Genomic DNA, 22,372 nt, shown 5'->3' on the forward strand with positions numbered 1-22,372 from the left:
GACATCATGGCCAACACGGCCGCCAGATCCTAGAGGTGCGACCCCGCTCGTCAGGCCCGGGCGGCACAGGCCGCCCGGATCGCCCGCGATGCGAGGATCACCCCGTCCGGGTCGTAGGTGGCGGCCAGGGTCGACAACCGGGCGAGCGTCGCGTCGTCGTACTTGCGAGCGGCCTGCAGCGGGTCGCCGGAGGCCGCGAAGTTCGGCTGCACGGCACCGTCCGACCACGCCGACATCGAGTCGAGGACCGCCTGCGCGGACGCCACCGTGGCCTCGGCGATCGGCGGGGCGAGCACCCCGATCGCGAGCAGTGTGAACGCGGCGTCCCGGTGGCACACGGCGCTGGGGTGCTCCGGCTCGCGGGCGATCGCGCCGCCGAGCAACCGCAGCTCGACGATGACGAGCGGGCTGCCCGAATCGGCCCCGGCGACCTCGAGCAGGGTGTCCGCGGCCGCGTCGGGCAGCTCCCGCAGCAGCAACGAACGCTCATGCACCGGCATGGGGTCGACCGGGTCGGCGTGGATGCTGCCGAGCGCGGAAAAGGGCAGGACGCCGGTCCCGCCGAGGATCACGGGCGCCGCCTGCTGCACGGGCGCGATGGTGCGCGCCCCGTCCTCCGGGTCGCCGATCCACGCGAAACGCACGGCCACGGTGCACCGGCCCGCGAGCGGCGGCGGCACCATCGGCATCTCCGGCAGACGCAGCACCGCCAGCGAGGTCGACGCCTGCTCCGGCAGCGTCGCGCTCCATTCGCGCCAGGTGCGCAGGACGGTCGGCAGGTCGGCGCCGTCGAAGTACAGGCAGCCGCCGTACAGCTCGGCGACGGGCAGCAGCTCGAACTCGAGCGCGGTGACGATGCCCAACGCGCCCTTGCCGCCGCGCAGCGCCCAGAACAGGGCAGGGTTGCGGTCCGGGGTGGCGCGCCGGATCTCCCCGTCGCCGGTGACGACGTCGAACGCGGTGACCCGGTCCGAGGCGTAGCCGTAGGTGCGCGCGACGGGGGACAGCCCGCCGCCGGTGTGGTAGCCGACCACGCCGACGTCCGGGGCCGAGCCGGCCAGGCCGGACAGCCCGTACGGTGCCGCGGCGTCCAGGACCTGTTGCCAGCGCACGCCGGCGCCGACCCGGGCCGACCGGGTGGCGGGGTCGACGGTGACCTCGTCGAGGCGGCCGGTGTGGACCAGGACGGTCGGGCGGGTGTAGCCCCAGGCGCCGTGGCCGGTGGCCTGGACGGCGACGTCGAGGCCGTGGCGCGTAGCCACGCGGACGGTGGCGGCGACGTCGGCGGTGCCGAGGACCTCGACGACTGCGACGGGCGTCGACGCGGCCGCGACGTTCCACGGGGTGGCGAGTTCGGCGTAGCCGTCGTCGGCGGGCGTGAGGACGCGGCCGCGGACCTCGGCGCGCAGGGTCGTGGCGATGTCGGTGGTGTCGGGGCCGGGGTCGGTGCCGGGGTGGGACTCGGGGACGAGCGTGGTCATGGTGGGTCTCCGTGACTCGGATCGGGTGCGATGGCCAGAACCCTGGCGCAGGGTGCTTGGCGCGCACTTGGGCCGGCGCCCGGGATTCGCTGCGGCCGATCCAAGCGGCGTCCAAGCGCCGGTCGCGGTGCCGCGGGGCGGTCAGCGCGGGGTGTGGTCGGCGTCGGTGTCGCCGGGCGACGTGGCGAGGCTTCGACCCAGGCGCTGGACGAGGACGTGCAGGGTGATCCCGCCCGCCACGGCCAGCCCGCCGAGCACCCAGGCGGCGACGCGCCACGGGCCGGCCGGGTCGGGGTGCGGGCTGCCGCGCAGGCCCCCCAGCACGGTCGCGCCGCGCAGGCCGGCACCGGCGTCGGGCAACGGCAGCAGCCAGGTCCAGGCGACCAGCGCGACCGTGGCCAGCACGTGCAGCGTCGTGTAGCCGGTGCCGACGCGGCTGTATCGGTGCAGGCGGCGGGTCGGCAGGTCGAGCAGCAGCAGGTACACCGCGAGCTCGCCGGCCGTCGTGCCGGCGAGCTGCACCTGCTCGCCGTGGGCGACCACCGCGCCCAGTGCCACGCCGAAGCCGGCGAGCACGAGAACCCAGCCGGCGCGTCGCAGCAGGGTGACCCGCACCGGCAGGTGCGCGGTCAGAAACGGCGTGAAGTCGTCGTCGCGATCGACGACCGGCTGCCACCACCTCATCGAGCCATCGTGTGCGCGGTCGGGGTCCGGCACAAGCGGGCTCGATCCGAACGGGACGGAGGGCCGCGCGGGCCTCATCCGTCGCACGCGCCACGGGCGTCACGGCGACCTCGGCGTTGTCCACAGCCTGTCCGTTTCGTGTGGAATATCCCTTAGCAAGCGCCTAGGGTCTGCATCTGATCAGCGACACGGGGGTGAGGGACGTGACGCTCGAGCCGGATCGGTCTGCCCGGACCATCCTCGAGACCGAGGTGCGCGAACTCGTGCGCCGGCGCGGCATCGACCCCATCGCCGAGCCCACCGTCGTGGCGCGTCTCGTCGAGGAGGTCGTCGGCGAGTACCGCGACCGCTCCGTCACCGCGAGCCTGCCGGCGATGGGCGACCCGCTGGCCATGATCCGGGGGCTCGTGGACGCGGTCGCCGGGTTCGGGCCACTGCAACCCATGCTCGACGACCCCACCGTCGAGGAGATCTGGATCAACGAGCCGGGCCGGGTGTTCGTGGCCCGCAACGGCCGCTCCGAGCTGACCACCACGATCCTCACCGCCGACCAGGTCGCCGAGCTCGTCGAACGGATGCTGCGCCCGACCGGTCGGCGCATCGACCTCAGCACGCCGTTCGTGGACGCCATGCTGCCCGACGGGTCACGCCTGCACGTCGTCATCCCGTCGATCACCCGCCGGCACATGGCGGTCAACATCCGCAAGTTCGCGGTCGGCCTGCGCTCGCTCGACGACCTCGTCCGCGCCGGCTCGCTCACCGAGCAGGTGGCACGCTTCCTCGAGGCGTCCGTCGTCGCCGGTCTGAACGTCCTGGTCGCCGGCGGGACGCAGGCCGGCAAGACGACGATGCTGAACGCGCTGTGCGGCGCGGTGCCGGCGCGCGAACGGGTCGTCACCGTCGAGGAGGTCTTCGAGCTGTCGATCCGGTTGCCCGACGTGGTGGCCATGCAGACGCGGCAGCCCAACCTCGAGGGCACCGGCGAGATCCCGCTGCGACGCCTGATCAAGGAAGCGCTACGCATGCGCCCGTCGCGACTCGTGGTCGGGGAGGTGCGGCAGGAGGAGTGCCTCGACCTGCTCATCGCCCTGAACAGCGGGCTCCCCGGCATGTGCACGCTGCACGCCAACTCCGCCCGTGAGGCACTGATCAAGATGTGCACGCTGCCGCTGCTGGCTGGCGAGAACGTCTCGGCCGGGTTCGTGGTGCCGACGGTCGCCACCAGCGTCGACCTCGTCGTGCACCTCGGTCTGGACGCGAGCGGGCAGCGCCGGGTCCGCGAGGTCGTCGGCGTCACCGGACGCGTCGAGGGCGATGTCATCGAGACGTCCGAGATCTTCACGACCCGGCGCGGCCGGCTGGAGCGGGGCGACGGGTACCCGCCGCACCCGGACCGGTACGAGGCGGCCGGCATCGAGCTGGCCCACGCGCTCGGCCACCGTGCCGACCTGCGCCCGGCGGCGGGCGGCTGACGTGGGCGCACTCGTCGGCCTGATCGCCGGGCTCGGCCTGCTGCTCATCTGGCGCAGCGGTCCAAGGGCCCCGCAGAAGCGCTCCCCGTCGACGGGCTGGACGGCGCGTCGGCGCGAGCTGCTGCGTCAAGCCGGTATCGACGGGGTGGGCGCCGGCCAGTTGCTCGCCGTGCAGGTCCTGGCCGCGCTCATCGCGTTCGTGCTCGTCCTGGCCGTCACCCGCACCGTCGCCGTCGCGGTCTGCTTCGGGGTGTTCGGGTTCTTCCTGCCCGTCGTCGTCGTGCGACGGCTGCGTGCCCGGCGGCAGGTGGCGCTGCGCGAGCTGTGGCCGGAGGCGATCGACAACCTGGCCTCCGCCGTGCGCGCGGGCATGTCGCTGCCCGAGGGCCTGTCGGCGCTGGCGATCCGCGGGCCGGCCGAGCTGCGTACCCCGTTCGCCCGCTTCGCGGCGAACTACCGCGCGAGCGGACGGTTCGGCACGTGCCTCGACGCGCTGAAGGACGACTTCGCGGATCCGGTCGGTGATCGCGTCTGCGAGACCATGCGGGTGGCACGTGAGGTCGGCGGCAGCGACCTGGGCACGGTGCTGCGCACCCTGTCCGAGTTGCTGCGTGCCGACGCACGGACCCGTGCCGAGCTCGAGACCCGGCAGGGCTGGGTGGTCAACGCGGCGCGCCTGGCCGTCGCGGCCCCGTGGATCGTCCTGCTGCTGCTCGGCACGCAGTCGGCCACGCTGCAGGCCTACGACACCCCGGGCGGCACCCTGCTGCTCGCCATCGGTGCGGTCGTCTGCGTCGTCGCCTACCGCGTCATGCTGCACATCGGCCGGTTGCCGCAGGAGAAGCGGGTCCTGCGATGAGCGCGTTGTGGCTGCTCGGCGGCGGCCTCGGGCTGCTGGCCGCCGGCGGGGTCGTCGTGGCCGTCCGCGCGACGCCGCCGATGCGTCCGATCCGGCTCGCCGACCGGATCGCGCCCTACCTCGGCGACACGCCACCGCCGTCCCGGTTGCTCGCCCGGCCGACCGCCACCGCGGCGCCGTTCGCGGTCGCCCGCCGGATCTTCGGCCCGCTCCTCGCCGAGCTGGTCAGAGCCGTCGACCGCACCGTGGGCGGGGCCGCGTCGGTGCGTCGGCGACTGGGCGGGCTGGGCAGCGGCATGACCCTGGACGAGTTCCGCATCGAACAGGTCGTCTGGGGCGTGGCGGGGACGGTTCTCGGCGCCCTGGTCGTCGGAGTCGGGGGCTGGCTGCGGGGTGGCATCAGTCCGCTGTTCGTCGTCCTCGCCGCGCTGGCCGGGCTGGTGGCCGGTGTGCTCGGCCGCGACTGGTACCTGTCGCAGCAGCTCGAGCGCCGCGAACAGGCCATGCTTGCCGAGTTCCCGGTTATCGCCGACCTGTTGGCCCTCGCGGTCGTGGCCGGTGAGTCGCCCGTCGACGCGCTGACCCGGGTCTGCGATCTCACCGACGGCGAGATCGCACGTGACCTGCGCCGTGCTCTCGACCGGGCTCGTGCGGGGACGCGGATCACGGCGGCGCTGTCCGAGCTCGCGGAGCAGACCACGATGGACTCGTTCTCGCGGTTCCTGCAGGGCGTGGTGGTGGCCGTCGAACGCGGAACGCCGCTCGCGGACGTACTGCGGGCCCAGGCCGTCGACGTCCGCGAGGTCGGCAAGCGGGCGTTGCTCGAGGCGGGCGGGCGCAAGGAGATCTCGATGATGGTGCCGGTGGTGTTCCTGATCCTGCCGGTCACCGTGTTGTTCGCATTGTTCCCGGGTCTGCTGACGCTGACGTCGCTGACCCGGTGACCGGAGGAGGACACAAATGAAACTGCTCGCATACCTTCAGGTATGGCTCGCCGGTGCGCGTGAGAGGGTGCGGGACGACCGCGGCGACGTCCCCGGTTGGGTGATGGTCACGGTCATGACCGCCATCCTGGTCGTTGCGATCCTGGGCGTGTTCGAACCGCAGATCAAGCATTCGCTGTCCGGGATCATCGACTCCGTCAGTGGGTCCGGGAAGTAGTCGACGTGCGCCTCCGGTGCCGTCGCGGTGCGCGAGACGGTGCGCTGGCCGACGACCACGGCGTATTGCCCGACGACCACGGCGTACCGCCCGACGACCGAGGTGCGGCGGTCGTCGACTTCGTCATGATGTCGATCCTGCTGCTCCTGCTGCTGTTCGCCGTGCTGCAGGCCGCTGTCTACTTCTATGCCCGCAACGTGGCCGCCGCATCGGCCGCGGACGCCGCCCGCTACGCCGCCGCCGAGGGGGTGAGCCCGCGTTCAGGTGCGACACGGGCCGAGCAGCTCGTCGGTCAGGGGCTCGACGCGAAGGACGCGCGGGCGATCCATTGCACCTCCGGGCCCGGGCGTGACCAACGGTCCGGCCTCGTCGTGACGACGGTGCACTGCCGCGGGCGGGTGCGGCTGTTCTTCACGCCCCTCGGCCTGCCGTTGACGGTCGACGTACGTTCCTCGGTGCTCCGGGAGGGCCGGTGAGGCGCCTGCGCCTGGTGCTCGACGCGGTCGATGCACGGTTGGACGAGGCCGCGCGAGCCGACGGAGACCGACCTTGCGACCGCGGCAGCGCCATCATCGAGTTCGTCTTCGTCGCCGTCGTGATCATGGTGCCCCTCATGTACCTGATCGCGTCGGTGGCCACGGTGCAGCGCGGGCAGCTGGCCGTCGACCAGGCCGCCCGCGACGCCGGCCGGGCGTTCGCCACCAGCGACACCGCAGCGCAGGCCGGTCCGCGGGTCGAGGCCGCGGTGCGGCTCGCCCTGGCCGACCAGGGCCTGCCGAACGACGCGACCGTGCGCTTCGTGCGCAGTGGGTCCGGGTGCGGCGCGCGAGAGGTGACGCCGGTGCTGCGTGCGGGTGCCGAGTTCGCCGTCTGCGTCACGCGCCGCACCGAGCTGCCGGGCGTGCCGAGCGTGCTGTCCGGACGGGGCATCCGCACGACGGCCGAGTACGTGGTGCACGTCGATGACTTCCGGGACTTCACGTGACGCGCCCGCCGCGGCCGGGCGACGAGGGTTCCACCATCCCGCTCATCCTCGGGTTCTTCCTCATCGCGTTGATCATGGTCGCCGCGTCGGTGTCGCTCGGGCAGGCGTTGGTGCAGCAGCGGGACCTGCAGGACGTGTGCGACGGCGCGGCCGCCGCGGCGGCCGCGAGCTCGGCCGACCTCGACCGCGACAGCTCGGTGGCCGGCGGGACCTCGTTGCGCTTCACCGACGTGAGCGCGGGCGTGGTCGCCTACCTGCACCGCGACCCGACACGGCAGGACGTGCGGGTCGGCGTCGCGCTGTCGCCGGACCGTGAGCGGATCACCCTGACCTGCCGGCAGACCCGCACCCTGGCCCTGGGCGCGTTCTTCGGCCGGGCGCACGTGCGCCACACCACCACCTCGAGCGCGCGTGCGGCAGTCGTCGGGTAGGAAGGACGCATGGTCGAACGCGTCGCCGACGGCGTCTTCGTCGGGCACGGCACCGACGTCAACTGGATCCTCGTGGTCGACGGCAAGGACGTCACGCTCGTCGACACCGGCTACCCCGGCGACCGCGACGCCCTGATGGCGTCGATCCGTGCGGTCGGTCGGCGCCCTGAGGACGTGCGCGCGGTACTGCTCACCCACGCCCACATCGACCACGTCGGGTCGGCCGCGTTCTTCGCCGACACCTACGGCACGCCCGTCTACACGGACCCCGTCGAGGTCGGGCACGCACGCCACGACCACCGCGAGCAGGCCGGCCCGCTCGACGTCGCACGCAACGCCTGGCGTCCGGGGGTGCTGCCGTGGACGCTGCGGATCATGCGCGTCGGCGCGTTGTCGGACGTCCCGGTGCAGCAGGCCGCTGCGTTTCCGCGGGCCGGCGCGCTGGACCTGCCCGGCCGCCCGACTCCCGTCGCGACCCACGGCCACACCTCCGGCCACACCGCGTACCTGCTTCCGGACGCCGGTGCGATCGTCACCGGCGACGGGTTGATCACCGGCCACTCGGTGTCGCGCACGACCGGCCCGCAACTGATCGCGCCGTGGTTCAACCACGGTGACCCCGAGCCGGCGCTGCTACCACTGGCCGACCTCGACGCCGACCTCCTGCTGCCGGGCCACGGCGACCCCTGGCGCGGCTCGATCGGCGACGCTGTCGCCCAGGCTCGCGCGCGCCGCTAGACCCGTGGTCAGGCGCCGCGAACGTCCCCTCCGGAGGCGCGCAGGGTCAGTTCGGCGCCTTTCCAGGTGAGCTCGAAGCCAGCGCCCCGGGTGCCCGGCGGCAGGACGTACACGTCACCGGAGTCCGGGGCGCTCGACTCCGCGAACAAGGTCGAATCCACCGCTTCGTCGGTCCCGGTGCGCGGGTCGGCCAGCCGGCAACCGCCCTGCTGCAGGGCGCTCTTGATGTCCGCCGTGGGCCGGGTGCCGTCGGTGAGCCGGTAGTTGCGTTGCAGGTAGGCATTCGCATCGCCCTCGGCCTTGCGGGCCGTCTCGTGCGTGAGGGTGGATCCGGACGGCAGCGGCAGCTTGGCCGCGTAGGACTGCAGCTCGGCGAGGGAGTCCTGACCGGACAAATCGCCGGACCCGTTGACGTTCACGATGACGATCACGCCGATGACCACGACTGCTGCCGCGGCGGCGAGGACCGACCAGCGGCGTCGGTGCCGGACACGACCCCGGTGACCAGGTCCTTGACCGAGTGCCACCCGTCCTCCTGTTCGACGTCGGTGAAGTATCACCTGATCGACGGACCGGATCAATTCGTGGGGACGCCCCTGCGGACGGCCGGACGGCCGGGCGTCCGCGTGCCGCACCTCGCACGAAGCCGGCGAACCCCGGCCCGACCACCCTCCTAGACTGCCCGTCGTGGCCCGCCTCGTCGTCCTCAACGGGCCGCCCGGCATCGGCAAATCGACGCTCGCGCAGCGCTACCTGCGCGACCACCCGGGCGCGTTGAACCTGGACCTCGACCGGTTGCGGCGCTTCGTCGGCGGCTGGCGCGACGACCCGCTCGCCGCGTACACGCTGGCCCGCGGCTTCGGAGTGGCCGCCGCCCGGGCCCACCTGCAGGCCGGCCACGACGTCGTGGTTCCGCAGTACCTCGGCCGCATCGATGCCCTGCAGGAGTTCGCCGACGTCGCTGAGCAGGCCGGCGCCCGCCACCACGAGATCGTGCTCATGGAGTCGAAGGATCGCGTGCTGGCGCGCTTTGCCGCACGCACGGCCACGTCCGACGACCCCGTCCACCACGACGCGCAGGAATTCCTCGACGCGGCGGGCGGGACGCCGCAGCTCGAGGCCATGTACGACCGCCTGCTGCTCCTGCTGGCGAACCGCCCGCACGCCCAGCTCGTCCCCGCGCCCGAGGGTGACGTCGAGGCCACCTACGTGCAGCTGCTCGACCGGCTGTCCGGACCGGCGGCCGGGACGGCGTGATCGACGCGGACGCCCTGCTCGTCGCCCTGGCCGGCTTCGGGTTCGGCCTGTCGCTCATCGTCGTGGTCGGGCCGCAGAACGCCTTCCTGCTGCGGGTCGGCGTGCTCGGGCGCGGGGTGGCCGCCGTGGTCACGGTGTGCACGCTGGCCGACGTCGCCCTCATCGCGGCGGGCACCGCCGGCGCCGGCGCGGTGTTCCGCCGCGCGCACTGGGTGCTGCCGGTCGTCCGCTACGCCGGGGCCGCGTTCCTGCTCGGCTACGCCCTGCTCGCGGCCCGACGCGCGCTGCGCCCGCCACCCACCACCCCGGACGCGGTGGTCCCGAATGCGCCCGGCCTGCGCGCCGTCGTGCTCACCGCCCTGGCCCTGACGTTCCTCAACCCGGGCGTCTACCTCGACACGGTCGTGCTGCTCGGCTCCGTCGCCAACGCACACGGCGGCCGTGAGTGGTGGTTCGCGGCGGGGGCGGCCGTGGCCAGCGCGGTGTGGTTCGCGGTGATCGGCTTCGGCGCCCGCCGTCTCGGCCGGCGCTTCGACCGGCCCAGCACCTGGCGGGCGCTCGACGCGTTCGTCGCGGTCGTCATGACCATCACCGCCGTGCGGCTGCTGCTCGGCTGACCGGCGAGGCCGACGGCCCTACCGGCGACGCCGACGGACGAGCGTCAGAGGTCGACGTCGACCACGACGGGGGCGTGGTCGGACGGCGCGTTGCCCGCCTTGACCGACCCCTTGCGGGCCTCGCGGTCGACGTAGGCGTCCGACACCGCCGACGCCAGCCCGGCACTGGCGTAGACCAGGTCGATCCGCATCCCGAGGTTCTTGTGGAAGCTGCCGGCGCGGTAGTCCCAGTAGGTGTAAGGCGTGTCGTACTTCATCGCGCGCGGCACGACGTCGGTCAGGCCCAGCTCGCGCAGGTCGGCCAGCTTGCCACGCTCGGCCGGCGTCACGTGGGTGGACGTCGTGAAGACGGCCGGGTCCCACACGTCCGCGTCCGTGGGGGCGATGTTGAAGTCGCCGAGCAGTGCGAAGAATGGTGACGACGGCAGCTCGTCGCGGACGGTGGCGGCGAGCGCGTCGAGCCACGCGAGCTTGTAGTCGTAGTGCGGGTGGCCGACCTCGCGCCCGTTCGGCACGTACAGCGACCACAGCCGCACGCCGCCGCAGGTGGCGCCCACCGCGCGCGGCTCGTGCGCATCGACCGTCTCGCCCGGAGGAAAAAGACTGGGCGCGTCGTCGGGCACGAAGCCCGGCTCGTCGGCCAGGCCGCGGCGCACGTCGTCGAGCCCGACCCGCGACAGGATCCCGACGCCGTTCCAGCGACCGGTGCCGTGCACGGCCACCTCGTAGCCCAGCGCGGCGATGTCGTCGCCGGGGAACTGCTCGACGCTGGTCTTGAGCTCCTGCAGGCACACCACGTCCGGTTGCGCCGTCCCCAGCCAGTCCAACAGCTTGGGCATCCGGGCGACGACGGAGTTGACGTTCCAGGTGGCGATCCGCACGCCCCCAGCTTGGCAGAACCCGTGCGAACGCCGGGTTCCGTGGGTATCGTTAGCTTAGCTAACGAACTATCTCGGCCGTGCCGAGCAAGGAGAACCGATGGTGTCCCGGACCAAGCGACTGCGGGTCGAGCGCGACCACCCCAAGTACAAGTGGGTGGCGCTGAGCAACACGACCCTGGGCGTGCTCATGGCGACGATCAACAGCTCGATCGTGATCATCTCGCTGCCGGCCATCTTCCGGGGCATCCACCTGAACCCGCTCGAGCCGGGCAACGTCAGCTATTTGCTCTGGACGCTCATGGGCTTCCTCGTCGTCACCGCGGTGCTGGTGGTGACCCTGGGCCGCCTCGGCGACATGTACGGCCGGGTGAAGATCTACAACCTCGGCTTCGTCGTCTTCACCGTGGGTTCCATCGCCCTTGCGCTCGATCCGTTCACCGGCGGGCACGGTGCGCTGTGGATCATCGTCTGGCGGCTCGTGCAGGGGGTGGGCGCGGCCATGCTGTTCGCCAACTCCACCGCCATCCTCACCGACGCGTTCCCGGCCGAGCGCCGCGGCTTCGCCCTCGGCATGAACCAGGTCGCCGCCATCGCCGGCGGCTTCATCGGCCTGATCGTCGGCGGCCTGCTGTCCGAGGTCGATTGGCGCCTCGTCTTCTACGTGTCCGTGCCCTTCGGCGTCATCGGCACCGTGTGGTCCTACCTCAGCCTGCACGAGCTCAGCGAGCGGCAGCAGTCGAAGATCGACTGGGTCGGCAACGTGCTGTTCGCGGTCGGTGTCTCCGGGGTGCTCGCCGCGATCACTTACGGCATCCAGCCCTACGGCGGTCATTCCCAGGGGTGGACGAACCCCTGGGTGCTGCTCGGCCTCATCGGTGGCGTCGTGCTGATCGGCGTGTTCTGCGTCGTCGAGACGCGCATCGCCGAGCCCATGTTCGCCATGAGCCTGTTCAAGATCCGCGCGTTCTGGGCCGGCAACCTCGCCGGGCTGCTGGCGTCCGTCGCGCGCGGCGGCCTACAGTTCATGCTCATCATCTGGCTGCAGGGGATCTGGCTGCCGCTGCACGGCTACAGCTACGAGGACACGCCGCTGTGGGCCGGCATCTACCTGCTGCCGCTGACCGTCGCGTTCCTCGTCGCCGGGCCGCTGAGCGGCACGCTGTCGGACAAGTTCGGGGCTCGCACCTTCGCCACCGGCGGGCTGCTGCTCGTCGCGCTGAGCTTCCTGGGCTTCATGCTGCTGCCGGTCGACTTCAACTACTGGGCCTTCGCCGGGCTGCTCGTCCTGAACGGCATCGGCTCCGGGCTGTTCTCGGCGCCGAACACGACCGCGATCATGAACTCCGTGCCCCGGAACCAGCGCGGCGCGGCGTCCGGGATGCGCGCCACGTTCTTCAACTCCGGCACGTCGCTGTCGATCGGCATCTTCTTCTCGCTGATGATCGCCGGGCTGGCCTCGACTCTGCCGAGTGCGCTGCACGGCGGCCTCACCTCGCACGGCGTGGCCGGCGGTACGGCGACGACCGTGGCGAACCAGCCGCCGGTCGGCAGCCTGTTCTCCGCCTTCCTCGGCTACAACCCGGTGCAAAACCTGCTGGGTGACCACAACCTGGCGCAGCTGGCGGCCGGCAACCGCGCGACCCTCACCGGTCGCGAGTTCTTCCCGCACCTCATCTCCGGCCCGTTCCACCACGGGCTGGTCATCGTCTTCTCGATGGCCATCGCGATGTCGGTCATCGGTGCGCTGGCCTCGCTGTTCCGCGGCACCAAGTACGTGCACGTCGACGAGGCCGTCGCCGAGCAGCCGGAGAAGGTCGCGGCCTGACGCCGGACCCGCCCGACGTCGTTCAGACGATCTCGGCGGCGCCGGACGGCTGCAGCTGACGGGCCGATGCGTCCTCACGGACGGCGACCGGGGTCAGGAGCCGGCGGCGGCAGGCGGCGCGGGTGGCCTCGGCGCACAGGCCGGACGCGACGATCAGGAACACGCAGGTCAGCACAACAATCACGCCCGAGTGGCTACCCGAGCCGGGCCGGGGACAAACCGGACACGCGGGGGCGCGATCGTGTCCCGGTCGGCGACGTCCCGCAGCATCGGGGACGATGGCCGGATGCCGACGGCGGACGTGAGATGAGCCTCACCCTCGCCGCCGGGTCCGCCGGGTCCGCCGACCGCGCCGGGTCCCGCACCCGCGTCCCGACGACCGCCGTGGTCGTCGCGCTGACCGTGCTGGCCGCGGCGCTGCGCCTGTACCGGCTCGGTTTCGGCTACGCCCACCCGGTGGCCGAGTACGACGGCAGCGTCTACCTGTCCTCGGCGCTGGCCCTGGTCGACGGGCGCCTGCCCTACCGCGACTTCGTGCTGGTGCAGCCCCCGGGCATCACGCTGCTGCTCAGCCCGGTGGCCCTGCTGGGCAAGGCCGTCGGCAGCGCCCAGGCCATGGGGGTCGCCAAGATCCTCACCGGCCTCGCCGGCGCGGCGTCCGTCCCGCTGGGCGCGGTCGTCCTGCGACACCGCGGGCCGGCCGCGGTCACCCTGGGCTGCGCCGTGCTCGCCGTGCAGGGCGACGCGGTCGCCGCGGCGTGGACGCCCCTGCTGGAGCCGTGGCTGGTGCTGTGCTGCCTCGGCGCGGTGGCACTGGCGTTCGACGGTGACGCGCTGGCCGGCAACCGGCGCCTGGCCGGGGCGGGCGTGCTGCTCGGGTTCGCCTGCACGATCAAGATCTGGGCGGTGGCGCCGGCGCTCGTCCTGCTGGTGCTCGTCGTATTGGCCCGGCGGGCCCGGGCGGTCGTCGGCGGCCTGCTGCTCGGCGGCGTGGTGCCGCTGCTGCCGTTCCTCCTCGCGGCTCCGCACGACTTCGTGCGTCAGGTCGTGGTGGCTCAGCTCAGCCGCACGGCGCCGACGCGCACCACCCTCGCGTTCCGGCTCGTGCACGTGTTCGCGACCTCGCCGCCGGACGCCTCCGAAGCGGGCACCGCGGTGTGGGCGCTGCTGGTCGCCGCGGCCCTGCTCGTGCTGGCGCTCGTCGCCGCGCCGTGGTTCGTCCGTCCACCCCGCACCGCGCTGGAGCGCTTCGCGACGGTGACAGCGGTGCTGGTCGTGGTCATGCTGCTGGCCCCGGACACCTTCTACTGGCACTACGCCGCGTTCAGCACCCCGTTCGTGGTGCTGGCCGCGCTGCTGCGACTGCCGCAGGGACGCGGACACCGACCCGCGGTCGCGCTGGCCGGCGCGGCCGTGCTCGTGCTCGCGGTGGTCGTCGTGCAGCGCTACGCGCGCCCGACCCACCCCTACGACAACCACGTCGCCCTGCAGCGGGCGATCCCGAAGGGCGCGTGCGTCGTCTCGTCCACGCAGGGGGCGACCATCGCCGCCGACCGGCTGACAATCGGCCGGGCGTGCCCGCTGCTGTTCGACCCGTTCGGCGAGATCCTCGCCGCGACCGGCGGGCATGCACCCACCGAGGCGCAACTGCACCGGCCGGCCGTCATCCGGGTGTGGCTGAACGCTTACCGGCACGCCGACTTCGTCTACCTGCAGCCGCGCGTGACCCCACAGTTCCCGACCGACGGCCCCGCCCAGGCCTACCTGCGCGCGCATTTCCGGCGGCTGCCGCTCCCCGGGCCCGGGCGGTTGTACGAACGGGTTCGAGGTAGGTGACACCCGCGTAGGCTGAGCGGTCGTGGACGTCCCCGCCGATCTCAAGGAACTGTCCGCGACCCTCGCCACCATCGAGTCGGTCGTGGACGTCCCGACCCTGCGCTCCGAACTCAGCGCGCTCGAGGCCGACGCCTCGCAGCCCGATCTCTGGGACGACGTCGAGAACGCGCAGCGTGTCACCTCCCGCATGTCTTACGTGCAGAGCGAGATCCGGCGCGTCGAGGACCTGCGTCGCCGGCTCGAGGACACCCAGACGCTGTGGGACCTCGCCGAGGAGATGAACGACGCCGACTCCCGCGCCGAGGCCGAGAACGAGCTCAGCGGCCTGCAGAGGGCCGTCGACGAACTCGAGGTGCGCACGCTGCTCGCCGGCGAGTACGACGCCCGCGAGGCCCTGATGACGATCCGCTCCGAGGCCGGGGGCGTCGACGCCGCCGACTTCGCCGAGATGCTGCTGCGCATGTACGCGCGCTGGGCCGAGCGGCACAACTACACCATCGAGGCGCTGGACACGTCCTACGCCGAGGAGGCCGGCATCAAGTCGGCGACCATCCAGGTCAAGGCGCCGTACGCCTACGGCACGCTCTCGGTCGAGCAGGGCACCCATCGGCTGGTACGGATCAGCCCCTTCGACAACCAGGGGCGGCGTCAGACCAGCTTCGTCGGCGTCGAGGTCCTGCCCGTGGTCGAGCAGTCCGACCACGTCGACATCCCGGACGACGACCTGCGGGTCGACGTGTACCGCAGCTCCGGCAAGGGCGGCCAGGGCGTCAACACCACCGACTCCGCGGTGCGGCTCACCCACCTGCCGACCGGCATCGTCGTCACCTGCCAGAACGAGCGCAGCCAGATCCAGAACCGCGCGTCGGCCATGGCCGTGCTGCAGGCGCGGCTGCTCGAGCGCCGTCGTGAGGAGCAGCGCAGCGCGCTCGACGCGCTCAAGGACGGCAGCAACTCATGGGGCAACCAGATGCGCAGCTACGTCCTGCACCCGTACCAGATGGTCAAGGACCTGCGGACGGAGTTCGAGGTGGGCAACCCGCAGGCCGTGCTCGACGGCGACATCGACGGGTTCATCGAGGCCGGCATCCGCTGGCGCCGCAGCGCCGAGGCCACTGCGTCCTGACGACGACCGGCGCGTCGGGCATATCGGACGAATCGCGGCCAAACCTGTGATTCCGCGGGCCAGCCTCACCTGGCGTCAGATAACCATTCGGTAACCTCGGTCCTCGTGATCCGGCTCGAGAACGTCTCCAAGGTCTACCCCGCCGGCGCCCGCCCCGCCCTCGACCAGGTGTCCATCGACATCGACAAGGGCGAGTTCGTCTTCCTCATCGGCCAGTCTGGCTCCGGGAAATCGACGGTGCTGCGCCTGGTGCTGCGTGAGGAACTTCCCACCAAGGGCGTCATCACCGTCGACAGCCGCAACGTCGGCAAGCTGCCCGGCCGCAAGGTCCCCGACCTGCGCCGCAAGATCGGCTGCGTGTTCCAGGACTTCCGCCTGCTGCCGAAGAAGAACGTCTACCAGAACGTGTCGTTCGCGCTCGAGGTGATCAACAAATCGCCGAAGGCGATCAAGCGCACGGTGCCGGAGGTGCTCGACCTCGTCGGGCTGTCCGGCAAGGCCAAGCGGATGCCCACCGAGCTGTCCGGCGGTGAGCAGCAGCGCGTCGCGATCGCTCGGGCGTTCGTCAACCGACCGCTCGTGCTGCTGGCCGACGAGCCCACCGGCAACCTCGATCCCGACACCAGCCAGGGCATCATGAGCCTGCTCGAGCGCATCAATCGCACGGGCACCACGGTCGTCATGGCCACGCACGACAACAACATCGTCGACGCCATGCGTCGACGGGTCATCGAACTGGACAACGGCACGGTGATCCGCGACCAGAACCGCGGGGTCTACGGGGTCGGCCGGTAACGGCCGCCGCTTCGATGACCGCACCGCCGGCGTCGACCTCCGGTCCGACGCCTGTAGCCACACCCGATCAGTGAGGACGTAATGCGCGCCAATTTCGTGATGTCCGGAGTCGGTATCGGCCTCCGCCGAAACCTGACGATGACGATCGCGCTGGTGCTCAGCACCGCGATCGCGCTGGCCTTCGTGGGCACCGCGATCCTGGCCAACATCGAGATCTCCCGCTTCAAGTCGAACTACGAGGGCAAGCTGAACACCTCGGTGTACCTGTGCGCCAAGGTCTACGACGCCCCGTGCACAGGCCGGACGACGGCCGCGCAGACCGCGACGATCGAGCGGGAGCTCAAGGCCTATCCCGACGTGACCGGCGTGTCCTACGTCTCGGAGCGCCAGCAGTTCAACCGGCTCAAGGAGACCGCGTCCGAGCGGGTGCTGGCGCAGTCGAAGGTCGGTGACCTGCCGGCGTCGTTCACGGTCAAGCTCAAGGACATCGGCAAGGACTACGACAAGTTCGCGCGGACGTTCTCCTCGGTCGCCGGGGTCTCGGTCGTGAACAACCAGATCGACACCATCCGCAGCCTCCTGGACATCATCGACGCGGCGCGGATCTTCTCCATCGTCATCGCCGCCGTCGTGCTCATCGCGTCGATCCTGCTGATCGCCAACACCATCCAGGTCGCGGCCCAGCAACGTCGCAACGAGACGTCGATCATGAGATTGGTCGGCGCGTCCCGCCTGATGACCGAGTTGCCGTTCATGATCGAGGCGATCATCGCCTCGGCGGTCGGTGGGTTGATCGCCTTCGGTCTGGTCGCGGTCGGGAAGCACTACGCACTGAACGACGTGTTCGCGACCCAGACCAAGAACGGCGTGATCCCGAACCTGACCACCAACGACTTGCTGGTGGCCAGCGGCATCGGTCTGATCTCGGGCATCGTGCTGTCCGCGGTCGTCGCGATAGCCACGTTGCGCCTGTACGTCAGACTGTAGGAATGGCCGCCGCACCCGCTTCCAGCAACCGGGAGTCCGGCCGCACCGTCATCGCGCAGAACCGCAAGGCCCGGCACGACTACAGCGTCCTGGACACCTACGAGGCGGGTCTGGTGCTGACCGGCACCGAGGTCAAGTCGCTGCGGCTCGGGCGGGCGTCGCTCGTCGACGGGTTCGCCACCATCGACAGCGGCGAGGCGTTCCTGCACAACGTGCACATCCCCGAGTACACCCACGGAAGCTGGACCAACCACGAGCCGCGCCGGGTGCGCAAGCTGCTGCTGCACCGGGGCGAGATCGAGCGTCTGGTCGGCAAGACCAAGGAGTCCGGGCTGACCCTGGTCCCGCTGTCGCTGTACTTCACCGGCGGCAAGGTCAAGGTCGAGATCGCGCTGGCCAAGGGCAAGCGCACCTACGACAAGCGGCAGGACCTTGCCCGCCGCGACGCCGACCGCGAGGTGGCCCGCGCCCTGGGCAGGCGCCAGAAGGGCTCCGACTGATGCGGGGCTGCGTCTGATGCCCGGCTGTGCTTGATGCAGGACTGCGCGTGATGCAGGACAGCGACGTCCCGGCCTGGTGGCAGCGGCTGGGGCTGCCGGGCATGATCGACGTCCACGTGCACTTCATGCCCGACCGGGTCATGCGTGCGGTCTGGAACTACTTCGACAACGTTGCCGAGAGCTTCGGCCGGGCCTGGCCCATCACCTACCGCGGCACCGAGGCCGAGCGGGTCGCGCAGCTGCACGCCCTCGGTGTGCGCCGGTTCTCGGCACTGCTCTACCCGCACAAGCCGGACATGGCCGAGTCCCTGTCGACGTGGGCGCGGGACTTCGCGGCGCGCACGCTCGGATGCGTCCCCACCGGCACGTTCTTCCCCGAACCGTCGGCGGAGCGCTACGTCCGCGAGGCCGTCGAGGCCGGCACCGTGATCTTCAAGGCGCACGTGCAGGTCGGCGCCTACGACCCCCGCGACCCGCTGCTCGCCCCGGTGTGGGGGCTGCTCGCCGAGGCGGGGACGCCGGTCGTCGTGCACTGCGGCAGTGGCCCGATGCCCGGCGCGCACACCGGCCCGGGCCCGATCGGCGAGGTCCTGGCCGCGCACCCCACGCTCACCGCGGTGATCGCCCACGCCGGTGCCCCCGAGTACGCGGAGCACGTGGCGCTGGCGCGCCGGTACCCGAACGTCCACCTCGACACCACCATGGTGGGCACCGCGTACCTCGAGGACCTCGCGCCGCTACCGGCCGACGTCGTGGCCGCGTTCGGCGAGCTGCAGGACCGCGTCGTCCTCGGCGCCGACTTCCCGAACATCCCGTACCCCTACGCCGAGCAATTGGACGCCCTCGAACGCTTCGGGCTCGGCGACGACTGGCTCCGCGCCGTCTGCTGGGACAACGGCGCCCGGCTCATCGGCGCCCCTGACTTGCCCGCTGCACTAGGCTGATGGGGTTGCGGAACAGTTCCGCACGAGGGGGTGAATGGTCTCGACTCTGTTCGTCGAGACAGGTGAAGCGGGCCGAGGACCGTATTGCTGACCTCGTAAAAAAAGCGATACAAACAAAATAAGCGCCGACGAGAGTCGCGCCGACTTCGCTCTTGCTGCCTAGTACAGCCTGAGCAAGTCTGTCAGTCCGGGAGTGTCACCGGCCCGGGTCCTGGCATCAGCTAGGTGACTCACCGTCCCCACCGGCCACGGATGGGATCGGGACAACCAACAGTGGCTGGGCCCGTCACCGACGACTTGTGTGCGTGATCGTCGGGGGCCGAGTAGAGGCAGCTGCACACTGCGCCCGGAGAAGCCCTGTTGAAGCGGCGGAGGACGCGGGTTCGATTCCCGCCACCTCCACCCCGAGACCGAAGGCCCCGCACCGTCACGGTGCGGGGCCTTCGTCGCGCTCGGCTACGTCGGATGCCGATCGTGTTCGACGAGCCAGCCGCGGAGCAGGGCCGCGAAGTCCGCCGGCCGTTCCAGCGACGGCAGGTGTCCCGCATCGCCCCAGTCGACCCGGCGCGCGCCCGGGATGGTGTCGGCCACGGCGTCGGCGGCGAGCAGGCAGGTGTCTAGGTCGAGGGCGCCCGACAGGACGAGCGTGGGCGCCGAGACCTCCGCCAGCCTGCTCGCCGTCGGCGGGTCGAGCTCGACCTCCTCGACGTCACCCCAGCCCGCGCTGATCTCGAAGGCCCGGCGCTGCATCTGCCCCACCGCTGCTCGTAACCCGGCGTCGACGTCGCCGGGTCCGCGACGGGGTCCGTCCACCCAGGTCGCCAGGTTGGCCTCCACCGCGCGGTCCAGGTCGTGATCCCCGAGTGCTGCGCGCTCGGCCGCGAAGAACGCCATCAGGTCGGGGGTCGCCTCGGTGAGCAGCGAGCCGCCGGGCGCGGCCAGCAGCAACGAGGTGACGAGGTCGGGCCGGGTGAGCGCGACCTCGACCGCGACGCCGGCCCCGAGCGACGCACCGACGACGTGACATCCCGTGATGTCCAGCTCGGTCAGGGTGTCTACGACGTCGCCGACCGCGGACAGCGCCTCGGCCGGCTGACGATCGGACGCGCCGAAGCCGCGCAGGTCGAGCCGGACGACGTCGAACTCGGCCGTCAGCGTGGCGAAGTGGTCGTCCCACATCCGGCGGTCGGCCACCCCGGCGTGCAGGAGCAGCACCGCCTGCGCGTCCGTCGGTCCTTCACGGTCGTAGGCGATGCCGGTCGTCGTCGCTCTCGTCACCGGACCTCTCGTCGTCACTGGTTTCCCGTCGTCACCGGTCTCCTGCTGTCACCGGGCTGTTGCTCACTGTGGCAGTCGGACGGCCCTGCACCCAGGGGTTTTCCGACAGGGACCTCGACGCTGTGTGCAGCGTCGAGGTCCCGGTCGGTTAGCGTCGGCGGGATCGCCGACCGACGTTCCGGGGGACATCCGTGAGCCGAACCAAGACCGTGTCGCAGAGCGTTGTCATCGACGCGCCGCCCGAGGTGGTGTTCGCGGCGGTCAGCGACCCGACGCAGACCGGCCGGTGGAGCCCGGAGAACCGCGGCGCCCGCCTCGATGGAGACGGCGAGCTGGCGGTCGGGTCGACGTTCGTCGGCCGCAACCGGCGCGGCTGGATGCGGTGGGTCACCCGATGCCGGGTGACGGCGTTCGAACCCGCGTCGCGCTTCGCGTTCGACGTCGAGGCCATCGGCGTGCGCCGGCCCGTCCTTAAGGCCCCGATTGCGTCGTGGTCCTACGACCTGACCCCGGACGGGGGCGGCACCCGCGTCGTGGAGACCTGGGTCGACGGGCGCTCGTGGGGCGACCGCGGCGCGGCGCTGTTCGACAAGGTGGCGACCCGATCGACCTTCGCCGAGTTCAACACCCGCAACATCCGCCGCACCCTCGACCAGCTCAAGCAGACGTTGGAGTCGCGCGGGTGACCTCACCGCTCGAGGGCGTGCTGGTCGCCGACTTCAGCCGCGTGCTGGCCGGACCGATGGCGGCGATGACGTTGGCCGATCTGGGCGCAACGGTCGTCAAGGTCGAGCGGCCGGGCACCGGGGACGAGAGCCGCGCGTGGGGCCCGCCGTGGACGGCGACCTCGTCGGCGTACTAGGAGTGCGCGAACCGCAGCAAGTACAGCGTGGCGCTCGACCTGGCCGACCAGCGTGACAGGGCGCGGGCGGTGACGCTGGCGTCCCGGGCCGATGTCGTGATCGAGAACTACCGGCCGGGGTCGCTGGCCCGCTTCGGGTTGGACTACGCGAGCGTGGCCGCGCGGAACCCGCGGGCCGTGTACTGCTCGATCACCGGGTTCGGCGCCGCGCAGGGCAGCGACCGGCCGGGCTACGACTTCCTGGTGCAGGCCGTCGGCGGGCTGATGAGCGTCACCGGTGACGCCGACGGCGAACCGATGAAGGTGGGCGTGGCCGTCGTCGACGTGCTCACCGGCAAGGATGCCGTGATCGGGATCCTGGCGGCGCTCACTGCCCGTGCTCAGACCGGCCGCGGCCAGCACGTCCAGGTCGAGCTGTTGTCGAGCCTGCTGAGCGGTCTCGTGAACCAGGCGGCCGGGTATCTGACCACCGGCGTCTCGCCCGGACGGATGGGCAACGCGCACCCGTCGGTCGTTCCGTACCAGACAGTACGGTGCGCGGACGGGCCGTTGGCCGTGGCGTGCGGCAACGACGGGCAGTTCGCACGGCTGGTGTCGGTGCTGGGCCTCCCGGAGCTGGCGTCGGACCCCCGGTTCGTGCACAACGGGGACCGTGTCAATCACCGCACGGAGCTGATCCCGGCGCTGGAGAAGCGGACCGTCGCTTTCTCCGCCGGTGACCTCGAAGAGCTGCTGACCGCGGCCGGCGTCCCGGCCGGCCTGGTCGGTGACGTCGGGTCGGCGATCGACCGGGCCGAGGCGTGTGGGCTGTCGCCGTTGGTCGAGGTGGGCGACGGCCGCCAGGTGCGGCACCCGGTGCGGTACTCCGCGAGCGAGGTGGCCGAGGCGGTGGCTCCGCCCGCGGTGGGGGAGCACGACGACCTGTTGCAGGCGTGGCTCGACGGACCGGGTTCAGCGCCACTGCCCCGGCGCGCTCCGTAGGCCGAAGGCACGCCGCGGCGGGGCTCAGCGCACCCCGCGCGGGCGGAACTGGACGCTGATGCGCGGGCCGACGGGCTTGGCGGTCTTGGGCACGGCGTGCTCCCAGGTGCGCTGGCAGCTGCCGCCCATCACGACGAGGTCGCCGTGGCCGAGGTCGAGGCGCAGCGTGCGGCTGGGGTCGCCGACGCCCGGGCGCGGCCGCAGCAGGAGAGCGCGGGGCGCGCCGAGGACGATGATCGCGACCATCGTGTCGTGCTTGCTGCCGCGGCCGATGCGGTCGCCGTGCCAGGCAACGCTGTCGTGGCCGTCGCGGTAGTGGCAGAGGCCGGCCGTGGTGAACGGCTCGCCGAGCTCGGCGGCGTAGTGCCGGTCGAGACGCTGCTTGGCGGTGACGAGCGCGGGGTCGGGCAGCTCGTGTTGCTCGTCGACGAAGTGCAGCAGGCGGGGGACGTCGACCACCTTGTCGTACATGGGCCGGCGTTCGGCGTGCCATTCCACGGTGTCGCGCAGCCGGTCGAACAGGGTGTCGGCACCGTGGATCCAATGCTCCTGGACGTCGATCCAGGCGCCGTTCGACAGGGTGGTGCGGGTGGGCGCCAGCGCGGTGACGCGGACCTCGTCGACGAGATCGAGCAGTGATGCCTGGAAGGCCGTCATGGCCACGACACTATC

At 71.7% G+C, this 22,372-nt stretch carries 25 protein-coding genes, 1 other RNA gene and 1 pseudogene; 20 read left to right on the forward strand and 7 right to left on the reverse strand.

All coding sequences use genetic code 11. The annotated features are described in order from the left end of the window. Nucleotides 1-50 precede the first annotated feature (50 nt). Together ACFFCA_RS04825 and ACFFCA_RS04830 are read right to left on the reverse strand one after the other, a co-directional pair. Nucleotides 51-1,481 carry an FAD-binding oxidoreductase gene (locus ACFFCA_RS04825; RefSeq protein WP_375482354.1) on the reverse strand — a complete coding sequence of 477 codons (1,431 nt, stop codon included), beginning with the start codon at nucleotides 1,479-1,481 and terminating at the stop codon, nucleotides 51-53. A 141-nt stretch (nucleotides 1,482-1,622) separates the two neighbouring features. After that, entirely contained in the window at nucleotides 1,623-2,165 is a 543-nt protein-coding gene (locus ACFFCA_RS04830; RefSeq protein ID WP_375482356.1) for a hypothetical protein, read from the reverse strand. Nucleotides 2,166-2,368: 203 nt separating this feature from the next. Between ACFFCA_RS04830 and ACFFCA_RS04835 the strand changes: the two genes are divergently transcribed. The 8 genes from ACFFCA_RS04835 to ACFFCA_RS04870 are packed head-to-tail and all read left to right on the forward strand — an operon-like array spanning nucleotide 2,369 to nucleotide 7,811. After that, on the forward strand, nucleotides 2,369-3,637 hold the full coding sequence (locus ACFFCA_RS04835; RefSeq protein ID WP_375482357.1) for a CpaF family protein: 1,269 nt from the start codon (nucleotides 2,369-2,371) through the stop codon (nucleotides 3,635-3,637). 1 nt (nucleotide 3,638) lies between these two features. Then, nucleotides 3,639-4,496, forward strand: coding sequence for a type II secretion system F family protein (locus ACFFCA_RS04840; protein ID WP_375482359.1), 858 nt, complete (start codon nucleotides 3,639-3,641; stop codon nucleotides 4,494-4,496). After that, on the forward strand, nucleotides 4,493-5,440 hold the full coding sequence (locus ACFFCA_RS04845; protein WP_375482361.1) for a type II secretion system F family protein: 948 nt from the start codon (nucleotides 4,493-4,495) through the stop codon (nucleotides 5,438-5,440). The genes ACFFCA_RS04840 and ACFFCA_RS04845 overlap by 4 nt, the downstream gene beginning before the upstream one ends. Nucleotides 5,441-5,456: 16 nt before the next feature. Continuing rightward, nucleotides 5,457-5,657, forward strand: a complete 201-nt coding sequence (locus ACFFCA_RS04850) for a hypothetical protein (RefSeq protein WP_375482363.1) — start codon at nucleotides 5,457-5,459, stop codon at nucleotides 5,655-5,657. 5 nt (nucleotides 5,658-5,662) lie between these two features. Beyond that, nucleotides 5,663-6,133, forward strand: a complete 471-nt coding sequence (locus ACFFCA_RS04855; RefSeq protein ID WP_375482364.1) for a TadE/TadG family type IV pilus assembly protein — start codon at nucleotides 5,663-5,665, stop codon at nucleotides 6,131-6,133. Further along, nucleotides 6,130-6,642, forward strand: a complete 513-nt coding sequence (locus ACFFCA_RS04860; protein WP_375482366.1) for a TadE/TadG family type IV pilus assembly protein — start codon at nucleotides 6,130-6,132, stop codon at nucleotides 6,640-6,642. The genes ACFFCA_RS04855 and ACFFCA_RS04860 overlap by 4 nt, the downstream gene beginning before the upstream one ends. Then, nucleotides 6,639-7,073, forward strand: a complete 435-nt coding sequence (locus tag ACFFCA_RS04865) for a pilus assembly protein TadG-related protein (RefSeq protein ID WP_375482368.1) — start codon at nucleotides 6,639-6,641, stop codon at nucleotides 7,071-7,073. Before ACFFCA_RS04860 ends, ACFFCA_RS04865 begins: the two co-directional genes overlap by 4 nt. 9 nt (nucleotides 7,074-7,082) lie before the next feature. Next, entirely contained in the window at nucleotides 7,083-7,811 is a 729-nt protein-coding gene (locus tag ACFFCA_RS04870) for an MBL fold metallo-hydrolase (RefSeq protein WP_375482370.1), read from the forward strand. 8 nt (nucleotides 7,812-7,819) lie between these two features. Here ACFFCA_RS04870 and ACFFCA_RS04875 read toward each other — a convergent pair whose 3' ends face one another. Continuing rightward, the gene (locus tag ACFFCA_RS04875) at nucleotides 7,820-8,242 is read right to left on the reverse strand and encodes a hypothetical protein (protein ID WP_375482372.1); all 423 of its coding nucleotides are present in this window, start codon (nucleotides 8,240-8,242) and stop codon (nucleotides 7,820-7,822) included. Between the two features lie 256 nt (nucleotides 8,243-8,498). Between ACFFCA_RS04875 and ACFFCA_RS04880 the strand changes: the two genes are divergently transcribed. Both ACFFCA_RS04880 and ACFFCA_RS04885 read left to right on the forward strand, forming a co-directional pair. Next, nucleotides 8,499-9,068: an AAA family ATPase gene (locus ACFFCA_RS04880; RefSeq protein ID WP_375482374.1), complete on the forward strand. Its 570-nt coding sequence runs from the start codon at nucleotides 8,499-8,501 to the stop codon at nucleotides 9,066-9,068. Then, nucleotides 9,065-9,685 carry a LysE/ArgO family amino acid transporter gene (locus tag ACFFCA_RS04885; protein ID WP_375482376.1) on the forward strand — a complete coding sequence of 207 codons (621 nt, stop codon included), beginning with the start codon at nucleotides 9,065-9,067 and terminating at the stop codon, nucleotides 9,683-9,685. Before ACFFCA_RS04880 ends, ACFFCA_RS04885 begins: the two co-directional genes overlap by 4 nt. Before the next feature lie 44 nt (nucleotides 9,686-9,729). Here ACFFCA_RS04885 and ACFFCA_RS04890 read toward each other — a convergent pair whose 3' ends face one another. After that, complete coding sequence (locus tag ACFFCA_RS04890; RefSeq protein ID WP_375482378.1) at nucleotides 9,730-10,566, reverse strand: exodeoxyribonuclease III; 837 nt, start codon at nucleotides 10,564-10,566, stop codon at nucleotides 9,730-9,732. A gap of 97 nt (nucleotides 10,567-10,663) precedes the next feature. Between ACFFCA_RS04890 and ACFFCA_RS04895 the strand changes: the two genes are divergently transcribed. Next, complete coding sequence (locus ACFFCA_RS04895) at nucleotides 10,664-12,391, forward strand: MFS transporter (protein ID WP_375482380.1); 1,728 nt, start codon at nucleotides 10,664-10,666, stop codon at nucleotides 12,389-12,391. A gap of 22 nt (nucleotides 12,392-12,413) precedes the next feature. Here ACFFCA_RS04895 and ACFFCA_RS04900 read toward each other — a convergent pair whose 3' ends face one another. Beyond that, the gene (locus tag ACFFCA_RS04900) at nucleotides 12,414-12,575 is read right to left on the reverse strand and encodes a hypothetical protein (protein ID WP_375482382.1); all 162 of its coding nucleotides are present in this window, start codon (nucleotides 12,573-12,575) and stop codon (nucleotides 12,414-12,416) included. A 122-nt stretch (nucleotides 12,576-12,697) separates the two neighbouring features. Here ACFFCA_RS04900 and ACFFCA_RS04905 point away from each other — a divergent pair, with 122 nt between their 5' ends. The 7 genes from ACFFCA_RS04905 (at nucleotide 12,698) to ssrA (ending at nucleotide 18,984) form a co-directional block, all read left to right on the forward strand. After that, a complete protein-coding gene (locus ACFFCA_RS04905) occupies nucleotides 12,698-14,227 on the forward strand; it encodes a glycosyltransferase 87 family protein (protein WP_375482384.1) in 1,530 nt (509 codons plus the stop codon). A gap of 22 nt (nucleotides 14,228-14,249) precedes the next feature. Further along, nucleotides 14,250-15,353 carry a peptide chain release factor 2 gene (prfB, locus tag ACFFCA_RS04910; protein WP_375482386.1) on the forward strand — a complete coding sequence of 368 codons (1,104 nt, stop codon included), beginning with the start codon at nucleotides 14,250-14,252 and terminating at the stop codon, nucleotides 15,351-15,353. Nucleotides 15,354-15,458: 105 nt separating this feature from the next. After that, the gene (ftsE, locus tag ACFFCA_RS04915; RefSeq protein ID WP_375482388.1) at nucleotides 15,459-16,148 is read left to right on the forward strand and encodes a cell division ATP-binding protein FtsE; all 690 of its coding nucleotides are present in this window, start codon (nucleotides 15,459-15,461) and stop codon (nucleotides 16,146-16,148) included. Nucleotides 16,149-16,229: 81 nt separating this feature from the next. Beyond that, nucleotides 16,230-17,135, forward strand: a complete 906-nt coding sequence (gene ftsX / locus ACFFCA_RS04920) for a permease-like cell division protein FtsX (protein WP_375482390.1) — start codon at nucleotides 16,230-16,232, stop codon at nucleotides 17,133-17,135. Between the two features lie 2 nt (nucleotides 17,136-17,137). After that, nucleotides 17,138-17,635 (forward strand): SsrA-binding protein SmpB, encoded by a 498-nt coding sequence (smpB, locus tag ACFFCA_RS04925; protein WP_375482392.1) that lies wholly within the window; start codon nucleotides 17,138-17,140, stop codon nucleotides 17,633-17,635. Nucleotides 17,636-17,685: 50 nt separating this feature from the next. Next, nucleotides 17,686-18,579 carry an amidohydrolase family protein gene (locus ACFFCA_RS04930; RefSeq protein WP_375482495.1) on the forward strand — a complete coding sequence of 298 codons (894 nt, stop codon included), beginning with the start codon at nucleotides 17,686-17,688 and terminating at the stop codon, nucleotides 18,577-18,579. Between the two features lie 26 nt (nucleotides 18,580-18,605). Next, nucleotides 18,606-18,984: a transfer-messenger RNA gene (gene ssrA / locus ACFFCA_RS04935) on the forward strand. A gap of 51 nt (nucleotides 18,985-19,035) precedes the next feature. Here ssrA and ACFFCA_RS04940 read toward each other — a convergent pair. Next, nucleotides 19,036-19,857 (reverse strand): alpha/beta fold hydrolase, encoded by an 822-nt coding sequence (locus tag ACFFCA_RS04940; protein ID WP_375482394.1) that lies wholly within the window; start codon nucleotides 19,855-19,857, stop codon nucleotides 19,036-19,038. A gap of 191 nt (nucleotides 19,858-20,048) precedes the next feature. Between ACFFCA_RS04940 and ACFFCA_RS04945 the strand changes: the two genes are divergently transcribed. Together ACFFCA_RS04945 and ACFFCA_RS04950 are read left to right on the forward strand one after the other, a co-directional pair. Next, nucleotides 20,049-20,543, forward strand: coding sequence for an SRPBCC family protein (locus ACFFCA_RS04945; protein ID WP_375482396.1), 495 nt, complete (start codon nucleotides 20,049-20,051; stop codon nucleotides 20,541-20,543). Nucleotides 20,544-20,608: 65 nt separating this feature from the next. Continuing rightward, nucleotides 20,609-21,700: pseudogene (locus ACFFCA_RS04950) on the forward strand (CaiB/BaiF CoA transferase family protein). 24 nt (nucleotides 21,701-21,724) lie between these two features. Here the strand turns inward: ACFFCA_RS04950 and ACFFCA_RS04955 are convergent. Next, entirely contained in the window at nucleotides 21,725-22,357 is a 633-nt protein-coding gene (locus ACFFCA_RS04955; RefSeq protein WP_375482398.1) for an alpha-ketoglutarate-dependent dioxygenase AlkB, read from the reverse strand. Nucleotides 22,358-22,372: the final 15 nt, after the last annotated feature.

It is taken from the genome of uncultured Jatrophihabitans sp. (assembly GCF_964252635.1).
In the GTDB taxonomy this organism is placed as follows: Bacteria; Actinomycetota; Actinomycetes; order Mycobacteriales; family Jatrophihabitantaceae; genus Jatrophihabitans.

Bases quoted from the DNA above. Each gene is read 5' to 3' on its own strand.
- ACFFCA_RS04895 (WP_375482380.1), top strand. From the start codon at position 10,664: ATGGTGTCCCGGACCAAGCGACTGCGGGTCGAGCGCGACCACCCCAAG.
- ACFFCA_RS04905 (WP_375482384.1), top strand. From the start codon at position 12,698: ATGAGCCTCACCCTCGCCGCCGGGTCCGCCGGGTCCGCCGACCGCGCC.
- ACFFCA_RS04870 (WP_375482370.1), top strand. From the start codon at position 7,083: ATGGTCGAACGCGTCGCCGACGGCGTCTTCGTCGGGCACGGCACCGAC.
- ACFFCA_RS04830 (WP_375482356.1), bottom strand. From the start codon at position 2,165: ATGAGGTGGTGGCAGCCGGTCGTCGATCGCGACGACGACTTCACGCCG.
- ACFFCA_RS04850 (WP_375482363.1), top strand. From the start codon at position 5,457: ATGAAACTGCTCGCATACCTTCAGGTATGGCTCGCCGGTGCGCGTGAG.
- ftsX (WP_375482390.1), top strand. From the start codon at position 16,230: ATGCGCGCCAATTTCGTGATGTCCGGAGTCGGTATCGGCCTCCGCCGA.
- ACFFCA_RS04845 (WP_375482361.1), top strand. From the start codon at position 4,493: ATGAGCGCGTTGTGGCTGCTCGGCGGCGGCCTCGGGCTGCTGGCCGCC.
- smpB (WP_375482392.1), top strand. From the start codon at position 17,138: ATGGCCGCCGCACCCGCTTCCAGCAACCGGGAGTCCGGCCGCACCGTC.
- ACFFCA_RS04825 (WP_375482354.1), bottom strand. From the start codon at position 1,481: ATGACCACGCTCGTCCCCGAGTCCCACCCCGGCACCGACCCCGGCCCC.
- ACFFCA_RS04955 (WP_375482398.1), bottom strand. From the start codon at position 22,357: ATGACGGCCTTCCAGGCATCACTGCTCGATCTCGTCGACGAGGTCCGC.
- ACFFCA_RS04930 (WP_375482495.1), top strand. From the start codon at position 17,686: ATGCAGGACAGCGACGTCCCGGCCTGGTGGCAGCGGCTGGGGCTGCCG.